Origin of the sequence: Pseudomonas sp. WS 5410, from assembly GCF_012985645.1 — a bacterium.
Classification (GTDB): domain Bacteria; phylum Pseudomonadota; class Gammaproteobacteria; order Pseudomonadales; family Pseudomonadaceae; genus Aquipseudomonas; species Aquipseudomonas shahriarae.
Window position 1 is genome coordinate 534,614 of record NZ_JAAQWS010000001.1, and the last position, 18,157, is coordinate 552,770.

Annotated in this window: 21 protein-coding genes; 13 read left to right on the top strand and 8 right to left on the bottom strand. The window is 63.3% G+C overall.

Features of this window, described 5'->3' with window-relative positions:
• Positions 1-128 precede the first annotated feature (128 nt).
• Together HBO24_RS02225 and narL are read left to right on the top strand one after the other, a co-directional pair.
• Positions 129-1,934, top strand: a complete 1,806-nt coding sequence (locus HBO24_RS02225; protein ID WP_115128332.1) for an ATP-binding protein — start codon at positions 129-131, stop codon at positions 1,932-1,934.
• 11 nt (positions 1,935-1,945) lie between these two features.
• Positions 1,946-2,593, top strand: a complete 648-nt coding sequence (narL, locus tag HBO24_RS02230) for a two-component system response regulator NarL (protein ID WP_081044232.1) — start codon at positions 1,946-1,948, stop codon at positions 2,591-2,593.
• An 89-nt stretch (positions 2,594-2,682) separates the two neighbouring features.
• Here narL and HBO24_RS02235 read toward each other — a convergent pair whose 3' ends face one another.
• On the bottom strand, positions 2,683-3,543 hold the full coding sequence (locus tag HBO24_RS02235; RefSeq protein WP_057445050.1) for a DMT family transporter: 861 nt from the start codon (positions 3,541-3,543) through the stop codon (positions 2,683-2,685).
• Between the two features lie 113 nt (positions 3,544-3,656).
• On the opposite strand from HBO24_RS02235, the gene HBO24_RS02240 reads away from it, so the two are divergent.
• The 3 genes from HBO24_RS02240 to HBO24_RS02250 are packed head-to-tail and all read left to right on the top strand — an operon-like array spanning position 3,657 to position 6,470.
• Entirely contained in the window at positions 3,657-4,544 is an 888-nt protein-coding gene (locus tag HBO24_RS02240) for a LysR family transcriptional regulator (RefSeq protein ID WP_120733264.1), read from the top strand.
• Between the two features lie 47 nt (positions 4,545-4,591).
• Positions 4,592-5,272, top strand: coding sequence for a Crp/Fnr family transcriptional regulator (locus HBO24_RS02245; RefSeq protein ID WP_169960672.1), 681 nt, complete (start codon positions 4,592-4,594; stop codon positions 5,270-5,272).
• Between the two features lie 49 nt (positions 5,273-5,321).
• A complete protein-coding gene (locus tag HBO24_RS02250; RefSeq protein ID WP_057445048.1) occupies positions 5,322-6,470 on the top strand; it encodes a PatB family C-S lyase in 1,149 nt (382 codons plus the stop codon).
• Positions 6,471-6,503: 33 nt separating this feature from the next.
• On the opposite strand, the gene HBO24_RS02255 is transcribed toward HBO24_RS02250, so the two are convergent.
• The 7 genes from HBO24_RS02255 to HBO24_RS02285 all read right to left on the bottom strand — a co-directional run bounded on the left by HBO24_RS02255 (position 6,504) and on the right by HBO24_RS02285 (position 12,522).
• Positions 6,504-6,719, bottom strand: a complete 216-nt coding sequence (locus tag HBO24_RS02255; RefSeq protein ID WP_003173733.1) for a TOBE domain-containing protein — start codon at positions 6,717-6,719, stop codon at positions 6,504-6,506.
• Between the two features lie 117 nt (positions 6,720-6,836).
• Entirely contained in the window at positions 6,837-9,227 is a 2,391-nt protein-coding gene (locus HBO24_RS02260; RefSeq protein ID WP_120733269.1) for a TonB-dependent receptor, read from the bottom strand.
• A gap of 161 nt (positions 9,228-9,388) precedes the next feature.
• Positions 9,389-10,324 carry a FecR domain-containing protein gene (locus tag HBO24_RS02265; protein ID WP_170059231.1) on the bottom strand — a complete coding sequence of 312 codons (936 nt, stop codon included), beginning with the start codon at positions 10,322-10,324 and terminating at the stop codon, positions 9,389-9,391.
• Positions 10,321-10,839 carry a sigma-70 family RNA polymerase sigma factor gene (locus tag HBO24_RS02270; protein WP_057436856.1) on the bottom strand — a complete coding sequence of 173 codons (519 nt, stop codon included), beginning with the start codon at positions 10,837-10,839 and terminating at the stop codon, positions 10,321-10,323. The genes HBO24_RS02265 and HBO24_RS02270 overlap by 4 nt, the downstream gene beginning before the upstream one ends.
• Positions 10,840-10,977: 138 nt before the next feature.
• The gene (locus HBO24_RS02275) at positions 10,978-11,199 is read right to left on the bottom strand and encodes a cytochrome C oxidase subunit IV family protein (protein WP_057959367.1); all 222 of its coding nucleotides are present in this window, start codon (positions 11,197-11,199) and stop codon (positions 10,978-10,980) included.
• On the bottom strand, positions 11,196-11,762 hold the full coding sequence (locus HBO24_RS02280) for a cytochrome c oxidase subunit 3 (RefSeq protein WP_170059232.1): 567 nt from the start codon (positions 11,760-11,762) through the stop codon (positions 11,196-11,198). The genes HBO24_RS02275 and HBO24_RS02280 overlap by 4 nt, the downstream gene beginning before the upstream one ends.
• Positions 11,746-12,522, bottom strand: coding sequence for a CbbQ/NirQ/NorQ/GpvN family protein (locus HBO24_RS02285; RefSeq protein ID WP_057436862.1), 777 nt, complete (start codon positions 12,520-12,522; stop codon positions 11,746-11,748). Before HBO24_RS02285 ends, HBO24_RS02280 begins: the two co-directional genes overlap by 17 nt.
• A gap of 302 nt (positions 12,523-12,824) precedes the next feature.
• On the opposite strand from HBO24_RS02285, the gene nirS reads away from it, so the two are divergent.
• The 8 genes from nirS to HBO24_RS02325 are packed head-to-tail and all read left to right on the top strand — an operon-like array spanning position 12,825 to position 18,157.
• Positions 12,825-14,393, top strand: a complete 1,569-nt coding sequence (gene nirS / locus HBO24_RS02290) for a nitrite reductase (protein WP_232544800.1) — start codon at positions 12,825-12,827, stop codon at positions 14,391-14,393.
• Positions 14,394-14,417: 24 nt separating this feature from the next.
• A complete protein-coding gene (locus HBO24_RS02295; protein ID WP_057436867.1) occupies positions 14,418-14,732 on the top strand; it encodes a c-type cytochrome in 315 nt (104 codons plus the stop codon).
• 16 nt (positions 14,733-14,748) lie between these two features.
• Complete coding sequence (locus HBO24_RS02300; RefSeq protein WP_170059234.1) at positions 14,749-15,075, top strand: cytochrome c; 327 nt, start codon at positions 14,749-14,751, stop codon at positions 15,073-15,075.
• Positions 15,072-16,244, top strand: a complete 1,173-nt coding sequence (locus HBO24_RS02305) for a cytochrome D1 domain-containing protein (RefSeq protein ID WP_170059235.1) — start codon at positions 15,072-15,074, stop codon at positions 16,242-16,244. The genes HBO24_RS02300 and HBO24_RS02305 overlap by 4 nt, the downstream gene beginning before the upstream one ends.
• Position 16,245: 1 nt before the next feature.
• The gene (locus tag HBO24_RS02310) at positions 16,246-16,704 is read left to right on the top strand and encodes an Lrp/AsnC family transcriptional regulator (RefSeq protein ID WP_057959364.1); all 459 of its coding nucleotides are present in this window, start codon (positions 16,246-16,248) and stop codon (positions 16,702-16,704) included.
• The gene (locus tag HBO24_RS02315; protein ID WP_057436868.1) at positions 16,701-17,216 is read left to right on the top strand and encodes an Lrp/AsnC family transcriptional regulator; all 516 of its coding nucleotides are present in this window, start codon (positions 16,701-16,703) and stop codon (positions 17,214-17,216) included. The genes HBO24_RS02310 and HBO24_RS02315 overlap by 4 nt, the downstream gene beginning before the upstream one ends.
• Positions 17,209-17,652, top strand: coding sequence for an AsnC family transcriptional regulator (locus HBO24_RS02320; RefSeq protein ID WP_170059236.1), 444 nt, complete (start codon positions 17,209-17,211; stop codon positions 17,650-17,652). Before HBO24_RS02315 ends, HBO24_RS02320 begins: the two co-directional genes overlap by 8 nt.
• Entirely contained in the window at positions 17,627-18,157 is a 531-nt protein-coding gene (locus HBO24_RS02325) for an Lrp/AsnC family transcriptional regulator (RefSeq protein ID WP_169960662.1), read from the top strand. The genes HBO24_RS02320 and HBO24_RS02325 overlap by 26 nt, the downstream gene beginning before the upstream one ends.

Below are 18,157 nucleotides of genomic sequence, written 5' to 3' on the forward strand. Positions count from 1 at the left end.
GCTTTTTCCCGTGGGAGGGTCCGCCGGCAACTCTTTAGAGGTAGTGCGCCAGGGAATGCACAATTCAATGCTGTTTCCCGTGCCAGGTGCCGTCATGCTGCTGTTCTTACCCCTTCGATTACGCCGTGATGTTTAACTGGCTGCGCAGCTCCCTGCCCGCACGCGCCGGTGTCGCGGTCATCCTGATTGCAATCCTGGCCCTGGCCAGTTCCCTGAGCGCCGGGCTGATCGCCTGGTTCAGCCAGGGCGATGGCGCGGCCATCAACACCGCAGGCTCGGTGCGCATGGAGACCTACCACCTGAGCTGGAAGCTCGCCGACCATGCCCCCGCCAACGAGATCCAGGCCATCACTCAAAGCCTGCAACGGCGCCTCGACAGCCAGTCGCTGAAAGCAGTACTGGAAGACGGCCCCCACAGCGCCTTGCAACAGAGCTACCGGCAGATCCAGCAACACTGGAACCAGGAGCTGCGCCCGGCCATCGAGCGCGACGACGGCGCCCTCTTCCGCGAACGCGCGCCGGCCTTTGTCGAGCAACTGAACCAGTTCGTCAGCCTGTTGCAGCAACAGAGCGAGCACAAACAAGGCTGGCAACAGTTGATCCAGGGCCTGGCGCTGTTCAGCACGCTGATCATCCTGCTGCTTGGGCTGTATGAATTGCAGTACGGCGTGGTCACCCCCTTGAAGGAACTGGTGGACGCCACCCGGCGCTTTCGTGAGGGGGATTACCAGACCCGGGTCAATCACCGCTCCCAGGATGAGCTGGGGCAGTTGGCCCTGAGCTTCAACACCCTGGCCGAAACCATCGAGCAGTCCCACCGCACCCTGGAAAGCCAGGTGCAGCAAAAAACCCTCAACTTGCAACAGGCCAACGCCGCCCTGGAATTGCTCTACGAGAGCAGTCGCAGCCTGGCCACGCGCCTGGCCAACGCCGAAGGGCTCGACGAGTTGATCCGGCGCTTCCAGAAACGCCTGCCGGGCCTGCGCCTGTCGCTGTGCCTGCAAGGGCACTTCCTCGCCCCGGCGCAACAGATGCTCGCGCTGCACGGCGGCAACAGCCGCAACGTCTGCGCCATTGGCGATTGCGCCACCTGCGAGCGCCATCACGTGGCCCCGCCCCAGGTGTTCAGCATCAGCAACCAGGGCGCGGAACTGGGCGAACTCAAGGCACACTTTGTTGACGGCCATGCGCCCCAGGCCTGGGAGCAACAACTGATCCAGGCCCTGGCCAACCTGATCGGCACCTCGCTGTCCCTTAAACGCCAGCGCGAACAGGACCACCGCCTGCTGCTGCTCGACGAACGCACCATCATCGCCCGCGAACTACATGATTCCCTGGCCCAGGCCCTGTCCTATATGAAGCTGCAAGTCAGCCGCATGCAGACCCTGCTGCGCCGCGACGAACCCAAGGCCACCCTGGAAACCGTCACCGGCGAACTGCGCGAAGGCCTGAACAATGCCTATCGGCAACTGCGGGAGTTGCTCACCACCTTCCGCCTGCAAATTCACGATGCCGGGCTGGTCCAGGAGCTAAAAGACACCGCCGAGGAATTCTCCCGGCGTGGCGAGTTCCAGGTACACCTGCACGTGGATGCCCTGGCCTTCCAACTGTCGGCCAGTGAACAGATCCACCTGTTGCAGGTGACCCGCGAAGCCCTGTCCAACTGCCTGCGCCATGCCCATGCCGAGAATGCCTGGCTGCAACTGCGCCAGCATGGCGAAACCGTCAGCCTGAGCATTGAAGACGATGGCCGCGGCTTCAGCGAGCCGGTGGACCAACGTGAACACCACGGCCTGACCATCATGGACGAACGCGCCCGCAGCCTGCACGGCCAGCTGGACATTTCCTCCCGCGAGCCCCAGGGCACCCGGGTGCACTTGCTGTTTCGCCCGGAATTTCTCGGGCCCTCCCTACAAGAAGGTAGCTTGTCATGAACACGGCGCTCATCAACCCATCAGTCCGCCACCGCATCCTGCTCGTCGACGACCATCCGATGATGCGCCACGGCATGCGCCAGATGCTCGAACTGGAAGATGACCTGCACGTGGTGGGCGAAGCCGGCAATGGCGAAGAAGCCCTGGGCCTGATCGAATCGCTGCAACCGGACCTGGTGCTGCTGGACAACAACATGCCGCAGATGAACGGCCTGGAAACCCTGCGCCGCCTGCGGGCCATGGCCTATGGCGGCAAGGTCTTGCTGTTTACCGTGTCCGATGCCGAAGACGACATCCGCGACGCCCTGCGCCTGGATGCCAATGGGTATCTGCTCAAGGACATGGAGCCGGAGTTGCTGATCCAGTACATCCGCGATGCCCTGCACGGCGCCCTGGTGATCAGCCCCGGCCTGACCCGGGTGCTGGCCCAGGCCCTGCGCTCGCCCCAGCCCCATGCGGCGGTGGAACTGACCGAGCGCGAGCGGCAGGTGTTGAAGACCATTGCCGGGGGGTATAGCAATAAGGTGATCGGGCACAAACTGGGGATTACCGAGGGCACGGTGAAGGTGCATGTGAAGAACTTGCTTCACAAGCTGGGGTTGCGCTCGCGGGTGGAAGCGGCGGTGTGGGCGATGGAGCATTTGCGTCAGGCTGGTTAGGGACTGATGTACCGCCATCGCAACAACGGATCTGTACCCCAACCCAAACATGGCCATCGCCAGCCACCCAACGGCGACAGTCAGTTACGTCACCGCACTTTCACCGTCAACGCCCCCACACTCGCCAGGACAATCACCGTCCCCACAATCACCATCACCGAAGGCCGCTGCGCCAATATCACCCACGCCATCAGCATCGCCACCGGCGGTATGAGATAAAGCGCAATCGCTGCCCGACTGACCTGGCTATGCGTCAGCACATAAGCCCAGGCCAGGTACGCCAGCGCACTGGGAAAGATGCCCAGCACCAGCACTGCCAGGTTCACCGACACCGAAGCCTGGGCCAACTCCGCCGGCAGCCCTGGCAGATACACCAGCAGCAACGCCGTACCTGACCAGAGGGTGAAACACACCAGGGTCAGCCCGTCGTAATGCTGGGAATAACGCTTTTGCAGAGCGAAATACAGGCTCCAGGACGCCGCCGCCAGCAGGATCAACAACCCATGCCCATCCAGCTCGCCCAAGCCGCGATCCCCTACCGCCACGACTCCGGCGCCGAGCAGGCCGCCGAGCACGCAGCCCCACTGCCAGGCCCCGAGCCGCTCCCTGAACAGCGTGCTGGCAAGTAACGCGCTGAACAAGGGCGTGGATTGCGCCAGGACGCTGGCAGCGCCGGCACTCACACCGCGCTGGCCGTAGTTGAGGGCGATGTGGTGCAGTGTCACGGCAAACAATCCCAGCACCGCAAACAAAGGCAAATCCCGCAGTCGGGGCCGGGAAATCCCCTTGATCCAGGCCACACCGGCCATGAACCCGGAGGCGATCAAAAAACGCAACAACGCCAGGTTATCGGGCGCATAAGCCTGCAACGCGATATGGATGCCGATCGGCGAATACGCCCAGCAGAGAATGACGAAGAGTGTTGCCAGGATAATTTTTGCACGGGGCATGAGCGTTCTCAGGGACGTGGCAGCGCACAGGCACTGCCTGGCAAAAGTATGAGAAACCCCAGCCCCGGAAAAAAGTGACTTAAACTGAGCCCACTCTTCACTCCAGGTGAACCATGGAACTGTCCCAACTGCGCATGTTCAAGGCGGTCTACGAACTGGGCAGCATCGCCCGTGCGGCGCAGCAGCTGCATTGCGTGCCGTCCAATATCACCGCAAGGCTCAAGTCCCTCGAGCAGGAACTCGGCGTCGCGCTGTTTGTGCGCGAGGGCCGGGGTCTGCGGGTCAGCCCCGCCGGCGAAGTGTTTATCGAATATGCGACGAAAATCCTCGACCTGACCGAAGCCTCCCGGCGTGCCGTCGCCCCCGGTGGCGCGCCCCATGGGCGACTGCGCATCGGTGCTATCGAGTCCAGCGCAACCGGGCGCTTGCCACAGCTGCTGGCGCGTTATCACGCGTTGTACCCCCAAGTGTCGCTGGAGTTGAGCACCGGCACCTGGTCGCAGTTGCTCGATGATATCCAGCACCATCGGCTGGACGCGGCGATTGTCGCCGTGGATGTGCAACGCCCGGGGCTGGAAAGCGCGGTGCTGTACAGCGAAGACCTGATACTGATTGCCCCCACGTCGCTGGGCCCGGTGCGCAGCGTCGCGGACCTGCAGGGCCTGACCCTGTTTATGTGGCCCTCAGGTTGCCCCTATCGCCTGGCGCTGGAGCAGTGGTTGTCTCGCCACGACCAGGTCTGCCCCATCGTCAGCATCGCCAGCTACGGCACGATTGTCGGTTGTGTCAGTGCTGGCAGCGGCGCCGCGCTGGTGCCTCGGGGGATCTACGAGCAATACCGCCAGGGTGCCAACTGGCAAGGCCATGAGTTCGCGGAACTGACGCACATCGACAACCGGTTTTACTGGCACGCCCATGCAGGTTGTCACCCGGCCCGGGATGCATTTTCGGCACTGCTGCGCGAACACTCCCTCTACGGGGCTACCTCCAACGAGGCATAGGCCCCGCCGGCCGCACGCCCTACCATGGGCGGGAGCGGAGGTACGCCATGTTGACCCACCCATCCATCGTCTTAACCCTGCGCCGGCATCATCTGTTCAGTCCGTTGCCGGAGAAGATCTTCCAGGACGTCTGCACCCTGGCCAACCTCAAACGTCTGCCCGGGCATGTGACCCTGATGCACCAGGGCGACCCTGCCGATCGGTTTTTCCTGCTGGTCAGCGGCCAGGTCAAGTTGCACCGGGTCACCGGCGAAGGCCAGGAGCACTTGGTGGAGGTTATCCGCCCCGGCCAGACCTTTGCCGAAGCCCTGTTGTTCAGCCACGCCAAGGCGTATCCGGTAAGTGCCACGGCGCTCAAGGACAGCGTGCTGGTGAGCATCGAGGGCCATCATTACCGCAAGGCCCTGGAGGACCAGCCGCAGATCTGCCTGGCGATCCTCGGCACGATGAGCATCCACCTGCATCAACGCCTGAAGGACATCGACACCCTGAGCCTGGCCAACGCCAGTCGCCGGGTCATCAACTTCCTGATCCAGGAGCGCGATCTGGCCAGTGGCGATGTAGTGCTGCAAGTGCCCAAGCGCCTGGTGGCCTCCAAACTGGGGATTCAGCCAGAAACGTTTTCGCGGATTCTGCATCGGCTGGTGGACGCCGGGCTGATTGAAGTGCAACGGCGCACCATCCGCATTATGTGCGAGGAGCAGTTGATGACCTATCAGGCCGGCTGACTTAGAATCGACGGCATTCTTCGCCCGCCTTCCTGACACGAGCGCCCCCATGAGCTTTGATTTCGACACGATCCACCCTCGCCTCGGCACCGGCAGTACCAAGTGGAGCCGTTACCCAGAAGATGTCTTGCCGATGTGGATTGCCGACATGGATATCGCCGCGCCACCGGCGATCCTCAAGGCCCTGCACGCACGCCTGGACCAGCAGATGCTCGGCTACAGCGTCGCCCGGCCAGAAGTGCGCGAAGCGATCATCCACGACCTGTGGGACAAGTACGCCTGGCGCGTGCAGCCCGATGAACTGTTGTTCCTGCCGGGCGTCGAGCCCGGTTTCAACATGGCTCTGCACGCCTTTGTCCAGCCAGGCCAGTCGGTGGTGTTGCAAACCCCCAACTATGCGCCGCTGCGCCATGCCGCGGGCAACTGGAACCTGCCCAAGATCGAAGTGCCCTTCGAACTGAACGACCAGGGCGAATACCTCACCCCCCTGCCCGCTTTGCGCCAGGCCTTGAAAGGCGCCGGTGCGTTGCTGTTGAGCAACCCCCACAACCCACTGGGCAAGGTGTTCCCCCGCGAGGAGCTGCTGGCCGTGGCCAACGCCTGCCTGGATCAGGGCACGCTGATTATCTCTGACGAAATCCATGCCGAGCTGTGCTTTGACGGGCGCCGGCATATCCCCACCGCGTCGCTGAGCGCAGAAATCGCCCGCCGCACCATTACCCTGATGTCAGCCAGCAAGGCCTACAACGTCGCCGGCCTGAAGACCTGCTTTGCCATTGTCCAGGACCCGCTTATCCGCGAACGCTTCAACAAGGCGCGCTGCGGCATGGTCGACAGCGTCAGCCCCCTGGGCCTGGAAGCCACCTGGGCGGCCTATAGCCAATGTGATGAATGGTTGAAAGCGTTGGTGGCGTACCTGCAAGACAACCGCGACTACCTGCTGGATGCCGTACAAAAACGCCTGCCCGGCGTGGTCATGCATGCCCCGCAAGGCACCTACCTGGCCTGGCTGGATTGCAGCGCCCTGGGCCTGGACGACCCACAGCGGTTCTTCCTGGAACAGGCCAAGGTGGGTTTGAGTGCAGGTGTGGAATTTGGCGATGACAGCCAGCAGTTCGTGCGCTTGAACTTCGGCTGCCCGCGGGCGTTGCTCGAAGAAGGTATTTCACGCCTGGAACGTGCGCTGAAAACCCTGTAGGCGCCGGCTTGCCGACGCCTGCAAGGGCTGGACTCAGAGCTTGGCGATGGACACTTCGGTGGATTTGACGAAGGCAATCACTTCGCTGCCCACCTTCAACTCCAGGTCGCGCACCGAGCGGGTGGTGATCACCGAAGTGACGATTCCGGACGCCGTCTGCACGTCGATTTCGGACACCACTTCGCCGAGCAGGATCTCCTTGATCACGCCCTTGAACTGGTTGCGCACGTTGATCGCTTTGATGGTCATGTGGGTTTTCCTTTCACTGTTGGGTCAATCCGCACGAATGCGCAGGCCTTTAAAATGCGCCCTCCGCACCAACAATAAAAAGAATAAATAACTATTTATTTATTCCTTTTTTGAATATCAAAAACCCACTGTTGCCGACACCAGCCACGTCCGCGGCGTCGACAGTGTCAGGCCCGGCGCACTGTCGCTGGAGGTCGCGGCCGACGCCCAGTAAGTGGTGTCCAACACATTCTCCACGGTCGCGCGCAGGGTCACAGGGTTTTCCTTGACCTTGAAGGTGTAGCGCGCGCCCAGGTCATAGCGTTCCCAATTGTCGATTTTCTGCTGGTTGGCCGCATCCAGGTACTGCGCGCCGGTATGGATCGCACGAGCGGTCAGGGTCACGCCTTGCAGGCGTGGGATATCCCATTCGGCGCCCAGGTTGACGTTGGCAATCGGCGCACCGGTGCCGCGCTTGCCGTCGGTCAGGCCCTGGGCGGTCTTGGTCTGTTCGCTGTCGAGCAGCATCACCCCACCGAGCAGGCGCACGCCCGTCAGGGGCTCGCCAAACACGTTCAGTTCCACACCCTGGTTGCGCAATTCGCCGTTGGGCTTGAAGAAACCCTGGCTGTCGATGCCATAGGCCGGCTGCTTGATCCGGAACACGCTGGCGCTCATGCCGAAGCTGCCCATGTCGTACTTGGCGCCGACTTCCACCTGCTTGCTCTTGGTCGGTGGGAAGATCGCGTTTTCATTGCGCACCCCGCTCGATGGCGCGGTCTCGCCCTGGCTCAAGCCTTCCATGTAGTTGGTGTACAGGGACAACTGATCGGTGACTTTCACCACCAGGCCCAGGGCCGGCGAGGTAGCTTGTTCGTCGTACTCCGGCTGGTCCTTGATGCCATTGCTCCAGGAGGTGACCTGGACCTTTTGCAGGCGTGCGCCGAGGGTCAGCAGCACCCGCTCATCAAAAAACGCCAGGGTGTCGGCCAGGGCCAGGCTGGTGAAACGGTTTTCGGTGTGGGTGCTGGTGTCCCAGCGCACGGCCTTGCCTGGGCGGGGCAAAACCACCGGGTTGTAGAGGTTGCTCTTGCCGGGGGTGTAGCGCTCGCCGGCATTGTCGAAATCCATATTGAACTGATTGAGGCTGACATTGAGGGTGTGCCCTACCGGGCCGGTGTCGAACCAACTGCGCGCGCCGACGGTGACGGTCTTGACGTCTTCGTCGCGACGGAAGCTGCGCGGCACCACGGTGAAGTCGCCATTGCTCTGGGTTGCCTGCACGCCGTGGCGCAGGAAGTCGTAGTTGCCTTTGCGCGCCCCGGCTGCGGCATAGACCATCAATGAATCGCTGACATCAAACTCGCCACGCACCGCGCCAAAGGTGTCTTTGGTATGGGAATAGGTCCAGGACTGGGCGAAGTTGTCACGGATGTCCTTGGCCTTGGGCATCACGCTACCCTTGGCGATTTCCACGCGCTCCTGAGGTGCGTCGCCGGTGCGTTCCTGGCGCCCGAGGTCGAGGGACAGGCGCACCCGCTCCTTGCGGTAGTCGAGGCCGATCACTGTCATTTCACGGTCCACCTCCTGGTGATCCCATTCGGTATCGCCGGACTGCTTCACGCCATTGAAGCGCACGCCAAACTGCTGCTCATCGCCAAACCGCCGACCGATATCCACCGCCCCCCCGAACTGCCCGGCCGAGGCATAGCTGCCGGTGAACTCGGTGAGCGGTGTGTCGCCGGCGCGCTTGGGCTCGATATTGATCCCGCCACCGATGCTGCCCCGAGGCGCGATGCCACCGAGCAAGGCGCCGGGACCCTTGAGGATATCGACGCGCTCGACCATTTCCATGTCGATGGCGTAGGTCGGCAGCACGCCATACAGGCCGCCGTAGGACACATCACTGTTGAACAGGCTAAAACCGCGCACCGAGAACTGCTCGAAACGCCCGCCGGCCGGGTTGGTGATGCGCACCGAAGGATCGCTGGCAACCATCTCGCCGAGGGTCCGCGCCTGCAGGTTTTTCACTGCCTTGGCGGTATAGGACGTGAGGTTGAACGGCGTATCCATAAAATCGCCGTCGCCGAGCATGCCCTGCGCACCTTTGCGCGTGACCTGGTCACCGGCGTAGGTTTCGGCGACGGGTGTGTTCGCGGCCCCGAGAATCGAGGTGGCTGGCAACTGGTAGGTACCGCCCTGCGGCGCGGGGATCAAGGTGTAGGCACGCTCACCCACCGCCTGCAATTGCAGGCCCGAGCCCTGCAGCAGACGCGCGAAGCCTTCCTCGACGGCAAACTCACCGGAGATCCCGGCGCTTTGGCGGCCGCCGACCAGGGCCGGATCGACCGACAGATTGACCCCGGCCAGCCCGGCAAAGCGGGTCAACGCACTGCCCAGGGTGCCGGCCGGCACCTGATAACTGCGTCGGGCCGCGTCCTCGGCCCAGCTCACAGGAACAAACAACGGACTGGCACTCAGGCTCAGCACCAAACTCAGGCGCAACAATGATGGCGGGACGACGGGCATTAAAAGGCTCTCTGTTTTCGTTCACTTGCCTTGGATGACAGGCGAGCCGAAAAAAAGGGCCACGGTCTTGCGAACTGGCCGATAAAAAGGTGGGAAAGGGCTTGTGTGGGAGTGGGCAAGCCAGCTCTCCCATGGGATCTGCCTGGACAATAAGATCGCGATCAGCCCAGGGTTTTGCGCGGCTGCAGCGTGACCCAATAGCGTGTGCGGAACTGCACCTGCAGCCCATGAGTGGTGGCCAACAGGCTGAGGATGGAGTCGGTGTCGTCCAGGCGGAAACTGCCGGTGACGCGCAAGGTTTCCAGGCTCGGGTCCCAGCGCAGGACGCCCGGGCGGTAGCGATCCAGTTCGCGCAGGAAGTCACCCAGCGCCTGGTTCTGCGCCGTCAGTACACCGTCGCGCCACCCCAGTTGCTGCACGTCGAACGGCATCGGCGCCCCCAGCCCCACAGGTTGCAGCCGTATTTGTTGCCCACCCTGCACCCAGGCAGCACGCCCGTGCCCGTCGAGTACTTGTACCCGGCCCTTGATCACCGACACCAGGCAAGCATCCGCCAACTGGCGCACGCAGACCTCGGCCTGGCTGGCGATAACCTGGCCATAACGGTTGTGTACGTTCAGCGCCGCCGTACCGGGTACAGTCAGCGCCATCTCCCCTTCGACCAGGGTCAGGCGCCGCGCAGCGAGGTCCACATCCACCGCGCTGGCGGTGTTCAGTTGCAGGGTGCTGCCATCGACCAGCGGCACGCGCTTGCGCTCGCCAGTGGCGGTATGCAGGTCGGCACGCCATACGTCGAGGGGTAACTGGCGACTGAGCAACCAGGCCGCCGGCACCAGCGCAGCCACGCCCAGGGCACGCTTGAGCACGGCGCGCCGGCCCGGTTGCGGGCGGTCGAGGCTGGCCATGGCCAGGGAGGATGGCAAGTCGGCAAAGCGCTGGCGCAGCAGTTGGGCTTTTTGCCAGGCCTGTTCGTGCTGGGGATGGCTGTCGCGCCATTGTTGCAAGCCGGCATGGTCGCGCTCGCCAGCGGTGCCGGACTCCAACAGCGCCAGCCAGTGCGCCGCGGCCCGGGCCACATCCGCTGGGGTACGGCTCACAGTTCCACCAGCAGGCAATGTTCGTAGGCCTGGGCCATATAGCGCTTGACCGTGCGCTCCGAGACCTTGAGGCGCTCGGCAATCTCCCGGTAGCCCAGGCCTTCGAGCTGGCTCCAGAGAAACGCCCGGCGCACCACCGGCGCCAGACCGTCAAGCAATTCATCCAGGGCCTGCAGGGTTTCCAGTAGCAACCAGCGTTGCTCCGGCGACGGCACGCACTCTTCAGGCAGGCGTGCCAAGGCATTCAGATACGCCTGCTCCAGGCTGCGGCGCTGGTGGAAATTGACCAGCAGGCGCTTGCCCACCGTCACCAGATAGGCCCGTGGTTCCTGCAATTGCGCCACTGGCTGGGCGCTGGCCAGCACCCGCAGGAAGGTATCCTGGCTCAGGTCGGCGGCATCCCAGGCGTTGCCCAGGCGCCGGCGCAACCAGCTTTCCAGCCAGCTGCGATGGTCGCGGTACAAGGTGCTCAGGCTGGGTTCTGCGGCGGTCGTTGGCAATACGGCATCATTCATGGCAAGCGAACCCTGGGCGGCGCGAGTGAGTCTCAAATGAGATTCATTCTATTTAATATCCCTGCGCCACACCATGATCTTTTTACCGGGCAGACCGCCGGCTCTCCTTGAAGTCTTTGCCCCCTCCCAGGAGGTCCATCAACGCATCACGACCATCCCTGCCACCAGCACCACCGGCCACGCCAACATCGCCGCCCGCCATCCCCAAGGCGCATGCCGCAGTTCCATAAACCCATCGGCAATCACCCAGGCCTTGGCCACCGCTGCCAACACCACCAGCCACCACCAGCCCGCCGCACCGGACATGACGGTGCCCACGCTGAGCAGCACCAGCCCGGCCCAGCACGCCAGCAACTTCACAACACGTACACCAACGGAAACAGCACCACCCACACCAGATCCACCATATGCCAATACAACACCCCGGACTCGAACCCCGACTGACGCCCCGGACCATAGGCCCGGCGCCAGCAGCGCAACGCCAACCACGCCAGGATCAGCATGCCCAACAGCACATGCAGAAAATGAAACCCGGTCAAAATCCAGTACAGGGTAAAGAACGTGCTGCGCTCCAGGCCCAGGCCGGCCGCAGCCAGGTGCCCGTACTCGCCAAGTTTGATCCACACATAAACCGCCGCCACCGCCAGTCCCAACGCCAATAACCCACCTGCCCGCCGTGGGCGACCTGCAATGACCTGTTGCTGTGCCAACGCGGCGAGTAGGCCGGCCGTCAGCAGGCTGAGGGTCATCGCCAGGCCGGTGGAGGTATCCAACTGTGCGCGGCCCTCGGCAAAGACCTCGGGCCGCAGCGTCGGGGTCACGGCAAAGGCGAGGATCAGAATCGCAAACACCGAGAGTTCGGCGAGGATAAAGAACCACATCGCCAAATCACCCGGCAGCCGCCGCTCAACTGAAGTGAACATCAACCACGTCCATCAGGGCCGCGACGGTTTGCGGGTCGTCGCTCAGCGCTTCCGCCAGGCAGGCCATGCAGGCTTCGCGCGGGTGCATGCCAGCGGCAATCAGGCGGGCGGTGAAAATCAGCAAGCGGGTGGACGCCACTTCTTCCAGGTCATGCTGGTCCAGCCGGCGCAAGGCCTGCCCCAGGCGCACCACCTGGGCCGCCAAGGCGCCATCCACCTGGGCTTCGCGGGCGACGATGCGCTCTTCTTCGGCTGTCGCGGGATAACCAAAGCGCATCGCCACAAACCGCTGGCGGGTGCTGGGTTTCATTCCTTTGAGCAGGTTCTGGTAACCGGGGTTGTAGGACACCACCAACATGAACGACGGCGGCGCCTTGAGGACTTCGCCCGTGCGTTCCAGGAACAGCTCGCGACGGTCATCGGCCACCGGGTGCAGGACCACGGCGGTGTCTTGCCGTGCCTCGACCACTTCGTCCAGGTAGCAAATGCCCCCTTCACGCACTGCGCGGGTCAACGGGCCGTCCTGCCACCAGGTGCCCTGGGCGCCGATCAGGTGGCGGCCGATCAGGTCGGCGGCGCTGAGGTCGTCGTGACAGGCCACGGTATACAGCGGCAATTGCAGACGGTGGGCCATGTGCTGGACGAAGCGGGTCTTGCCGCAGCCGGTGGGGCCCTTGATCAGCACCGGCATGCGGTGGCGCCAGGCGTGCTCGAACAACTCATGTTCGTTGTTGACGGCTTGGTAGAAGGGTTCGGTCATAGCGCACCTTGCATGGACAGCGGGTTTGGCAGCCACGCTACGGGGGCCTGCGACAACCTGGCAAGCCGTACTCAGGGCAAACTTGATCGCCGTCAAGCGGTCATTCACCCGCCGCGACATAGTCTCTGCTGGCACTAAGAACCTGCGCTCTACCCAGATCGCAAAGGTCTTGCCTGAGGAGATATGGAATGCTGACTCGCAACAAAACACCCTACGTACTGACGCTGGCCAGGCTCAGCTGCGCGCTGGCCCTGGCCCTCTCAACACAGGCCTTCGCGGCGGCTCCCGCGCCGGCTGCAGCCATGGTCAAGAGCCCCGGCGCACCGGACTTGAGCCAAGCCGAGTTCGATGCCTCGAAGCAGATTTACTTCGAGCGCTGCGCCGGTTGCCATGGTGTGTTGCGCAAAGGCGCCACCGGCAAGCCGCTGACCCCGGACATCACCCAGGCCCGGGGCCAGGCGTATCTGGAAGCCCTGATCACCTACGGCTCCCCCGCCGGCATGCCGAACTGGGGTACCTCCAATGCGCTGACCAAGGCGCAGATCACCAGCATGGCGACCTTCATCCAGCACACCGCGCCCACCCCACCGGAATGGGGCATGGCCGAGACGCTCAAGACCTGGAAGCTGCTGGTCAAACCCGAAGACCGTCCCAAGAAGCAGCTCAACCAGCTGAACCTGGAAAACCTGTTCTCCGTGACCCTGCGTGACGACGGCAAAATCGCCCTGATCGACGGCGACAGCAAGAAAATCGTCAAGCTCATCGACACCGGCTACGCCGTGCACATCTCGCGGATTTCCGCTTCGGGCCGCTACCTGCTGGTGATCGGCCGTGACGCCAAGATCGACATGATCGACCTGTGGCCTGCCGAGCCGACCAAAGTCGCCGAGATCAAGGTGGGCATCGAGGCCCGTTCGGTGGAGACCTCCAAGTTCAAAGGCTATGAAGACAAGTACGCGATTGCCGGTTCCTACTGGCCGCCGCAGTTCACCATCATGGACGGCGAGACCCTGGAGCCCAAGCAGATCGTTTCGACCCGCGGCATGACCGTGGACAAGCAGGAATACCACCCCGAACCACGGGTGGCGGCGATCATCGCGTCCCACGAATGGCCCGAGTTCATCGTCAACGTCAAAGAAACCGGCAAGGTCATGCTGGTCAATTACCAAGACATCAAAAACCTCACCATCACCACCATCGACGCCGCGCCCTTCCTGCACGACGGCGGCTGGGACAGCACCCATCGCTACTTCATGACGGCGGCGAACAACTCCAACAAGGTTGCAGTGATTGACTCCAAGGAGCGCAAGCTCACCGCTCTGGTGGATGTCGGCAAGACCCCGCACCCCGGCCGTGGCGCCAACTTTGTACACCCGCAATACGGTCCGGTGTGGGCCACCAGTCACTTGGGTGACGGTGGGGTTTCGGTGATCGGCACCGACCCGGTCAAGCACCCGCAGTACGCCTGGAAGCAAGTGACCTCGCTCAACGGCCAGGGCGGTGGCTCGCTGTTTATCAAGACCCACCCCAACTCGCGGCACCTGTATGTCGACACCACGCTCAACCCCGACACCAAGCTCAGCCAGTCGGTCGCGGTGTTCAACATCGACAAGCTCGACGCTGGCTACACCGTACTGCCGATTGCCGAATGGTCGGGCATCAAGCAAGGCGCCCTGCGCGTGGTGCAGCCGGAATACAACAAGGCAGGCGATGAAGTGTGGTTCTCGGTGTGGAACGGCCAGGAAGAGGAGTCGGCGCTGGTGGTGGTCGATGACAAGACCCTCAAGCTCAAGAACGTGATCCGGGACAAGCGCCTGATTACCCCGACCGGCAAGTTCAACGTCTACAACACCCAATTCGACATTTATTGAGCTTCATCAACAAGAGGCAAACCAATGAAAAATATCCTGCTTGCACTGGCGACCCTGGGCGCGGCCCTGAGCCTGTCCACCGCAATGGCCGATGACGGCGCGGCGCTGTTCAAGAGCAAACCCTGTGCCGCCTGCCACACCATCGACAGCAAGATGGTGGGCCCGGCGCTCAAGGAAGTGGCGGCAAAAAATGCCGGCGTCAAGGACGCTGACAAAACCTTGGCCAGCCACATCAAGAACGGCACCCAGGGTAACTGGGGACCGATTCCGATGCCGGCCAACCCCGTCACGGATGCCGAAGCCCTGACCCTCGCCCAATGGGTGTTGAGTCTGAAATAAGCACAAGGAGCGCGCCATGCAAATCTCGATAATCGGTTCGGCCATGGCGCTGCTCTTCCTCATTCCTGCGCCGGTGCACGGAGCACCGGCGCCTGCGCGCCAGGTCCAACTGGAACACCTGTTGACCCAGGACTGTGGCGCCTGCCACGGCCTGCACCTGACCGGTGGCCTGGGCCCGGCCCTGACCCCGCAAGCCCTGTCCGGGCAAACCCGCGACAGCCTGATTGCCACCGTGACCTATGGCCGCCCTGCCCTGGCGATGCCCGGCTGGGCGCCGTTGCTCAATGCCGGCGATATTGCCTGGCTGGTGGATCGCCTCCTGCAAGGAACCCCCGCGCCATGATCCGTCCCCTGCTTGCCTGCATTGCCGGCCTGTTGCTCACCGCCTGCTCCCAGCCACCGTTGCGCGGCAGCGGCGACCTGGGCCTGGTGGTGGAGCGCGCCAGCGGCAGCCTGCTGATTATCGACAGCAGCCACCAGGCCCGCCTGGCACGGGTCGAGGGGCTGGGCGACCTGTCCCACGCCTCGGCAGTGTTTTCCCGGGACCAGCGCTACGCCTACCTGTTTGGCCGTGACGGCGGGCTGACCAAGGTCGACCTGCTGACCCAGCGCATCGACAAACGCCTGATCCAGGGGGGCAACAGCATCGGTGGCGCGATCAGCCAGGACGGGCGTTTGATTGCCGTCTCCAACTACCAGCCAGGTGGCGTCAAGGTGTTCGACGCCGTGACCCTGCAACAGGTGGCCGATATCCCGGCCACGCCCCTGGCCGACGGCAAACGCTCGCGGGTGGTGGGCCTGGTGGATGCGCCGGGGCAACGCTTTGTGTTCAGCCTGTTCGATACCGACGAGATCTGGAGCGCCGATTTCAGCCAGGGCAACACCCCGGCCATCACCCGCTTCACTGGCATTGGTCGCCAGCCCTATGACGCGCTGATCACCGCCGATGGCCGTTACTACATGGCCGGGTTGTTTGGCGAGGACGGCATGGCCCAGCTCGACCTGTGGCACCCCGAACATGGGGTCAAGCGTGTGCTCGCCGACTACGGTCGCGGCCAGCAAAAACTGCCGGTGTACAAGATGCCGCATCTGGAAGGCTGGGCCGTGGCCGATAACCAGGCCTTCGTGCCCGCCGTAGGCCGCCATCAGGTGCTGGTGATGGATGCGCGCACCTGGCAACAGACCGCCACCATTGCCGTGGCCGGCCAACCGATTTTTGTCACCGCACGGCCCGACGGGCGCCAGTTGTGGGTCAACTTCGCCTACCCGGACAACGACCGGGTACAGGTGCTCGACACTGAAACCCACCAGGTGGTCGCGGACCTGCGTCCCGGCCCTGGTGTGCTGCATATGGAATTCACCGGGCGCGGTGAGCAGCTGTGGCTGTCGGTTCGCGACGGCCAACAGGTGCAGGTCTGGGATCCTTATCGCTTGACCTTGATCAAGACCCTGCCGGCCGAAAGCCCCAGCGGAATCTTCTTCAGCAGCCGCGCGCAAAAAATGGGGTATTGAGATGGAACTTGACGAGCTCACCACGCGCCTGATCGACCGCTATCAACATGGCATGCCGCTGTGCGCCGAGCCTTACATGGAAATGGCCAACACCCTCGGCTGCAGCGAGAAACAGTTGATGGCCTGCCTGCAACGCCTGGAACTGGCAGGCGCACTGTCACGGGTCGGGCCGGTGTTCGATCACAGCCGCGCCGGGGCCAGTACCCTGGCCGCCCTGGCGGTGCCCGCCGAACGCCTGGAGCAGGTGGCCGCGCGCATCAGTCGCTATCCCGAGGTCAATCACAACTACGCCCGCGAGCATCACTACAACCTATGGTTTGTGCTGACCGGGCCCAATCGCCGGCACCTGGAACAGATTCTCGACGAACTGGAAAAAGACACCGGCCTGATCCCTCTGGACCTGCCGATGCTCACCTCCTACCGCATCGACCTGGGCTTTGCCCTGGGAGGCCACCTGTGATCGCGCCGCTGAACCACGAGCAACTGCTCGACCTGCGCCAATGCCTGGAGCGCGGCCTGCCGAGGGTGTCGCGGCCCTATGAAGACCTGGCCGAGCAGATCGGCGCCCATCACCAGCAAGTGTTGCGGCAGATGCAGCAATGGCAGGAGCAGGGCCTGTTCCGCCGCGTCGGCCTGGTGCTCAACCACCGCGCCCTGGGCTTTGTGGCCAACGCGATGCTGGTGCTGGATGTGCCCGATGCGCTGATCGACGAAGTCGGCCAGCGCCTGGGTTGCGCGCCGGGCATCACCCTGTGCTATCAGCGGCCACGGCGCTTGCCGCACTGGCGCTACAACCTGTTCTGCATGGTCCACGGGCGTGAGCGCGCAGCGGTGCAGGCGCAGATCGAGGCACTGTTGCAACAGCACCTGCTCAGCGACCTGCCCCACCACCTGTTATTCAGTACACGCATGTTCAAGCAGTGCGGCGGGCGTTTTGCGCCACCGCCATCCCAGGTATGGGCCCATGGATGAACTTGACCGTCAGTTGATCAACCGCCTGCAACGGGGCCTGCCCCTGGTTCGTCACCCGTGGCAGTTACTGGCTGCAGAGCTGCACAGCACGCCCGACGAACTGCTCGACCGCCTGCACCTGCTGCTCGAAGACGGCGTGCTGACGCGCTTCGGGCCGATGTTTGATATTGAGCGCCTGGGCGGCGCATTCACCCTGGCCGCCCTGGCGGTACCTGAAGCACGCTTTGAACAGGTCGCGACGCAGCTCAACGAACTCCCGCAAGTGGCCCATAACTACCGGCGCGAGCATCACTGGAACATGTGGTTTGTGCTGGCCTGCGGCACCACCGAAGAGCTCGAGCAGACCCTCTCGCACATCCACACCATCACCGGGCTTGAGGTGCTTAACCTGCCCAAGGAGCAAACCTACCATGTCGGTCTGTACTTCCCGGTTTGACGAGAGCCTGGCCCAGCGCTTGATCCATTTGACCGACGCCGGCCTGCCCCTGTTGGAAGACCCCTGGACCTGGCTCGCCGAGCAATTGGGGATCAGCGTCGAATCCACCCTGGACCTGCTCAAGCGCTTGCAGGGTGAAGGCGCGATCCGCCGGATCGCCGCCGTGCCCAATCACTATCGCCTGGGCTATCGCCACAACGGCATGACCGTGTGGGATGTGTGCGATGAACAGATGCCGCGCCTGGGCGAACTGATCGGCGCCCAACCCTTTGTCAGCCACTGCTATCGCCGGCCCCGGCGCGCGGACTGGCCCTACAACCTGTTCGCCATGGTCCATGGCCGCAGCCGCGAAGAAATCGACAGTTACCGTGAACACCTGCGCTTCTTGCTGGGCGATGCCAGCCGGGCGGACGAGATGTTGGTGAGCAGTCGCATCCTGAAAAAAACCGGCCTGCGCCTGACCCAACGATCCACGGTGGAAGCTGCCCACACAGATGCTGGATGA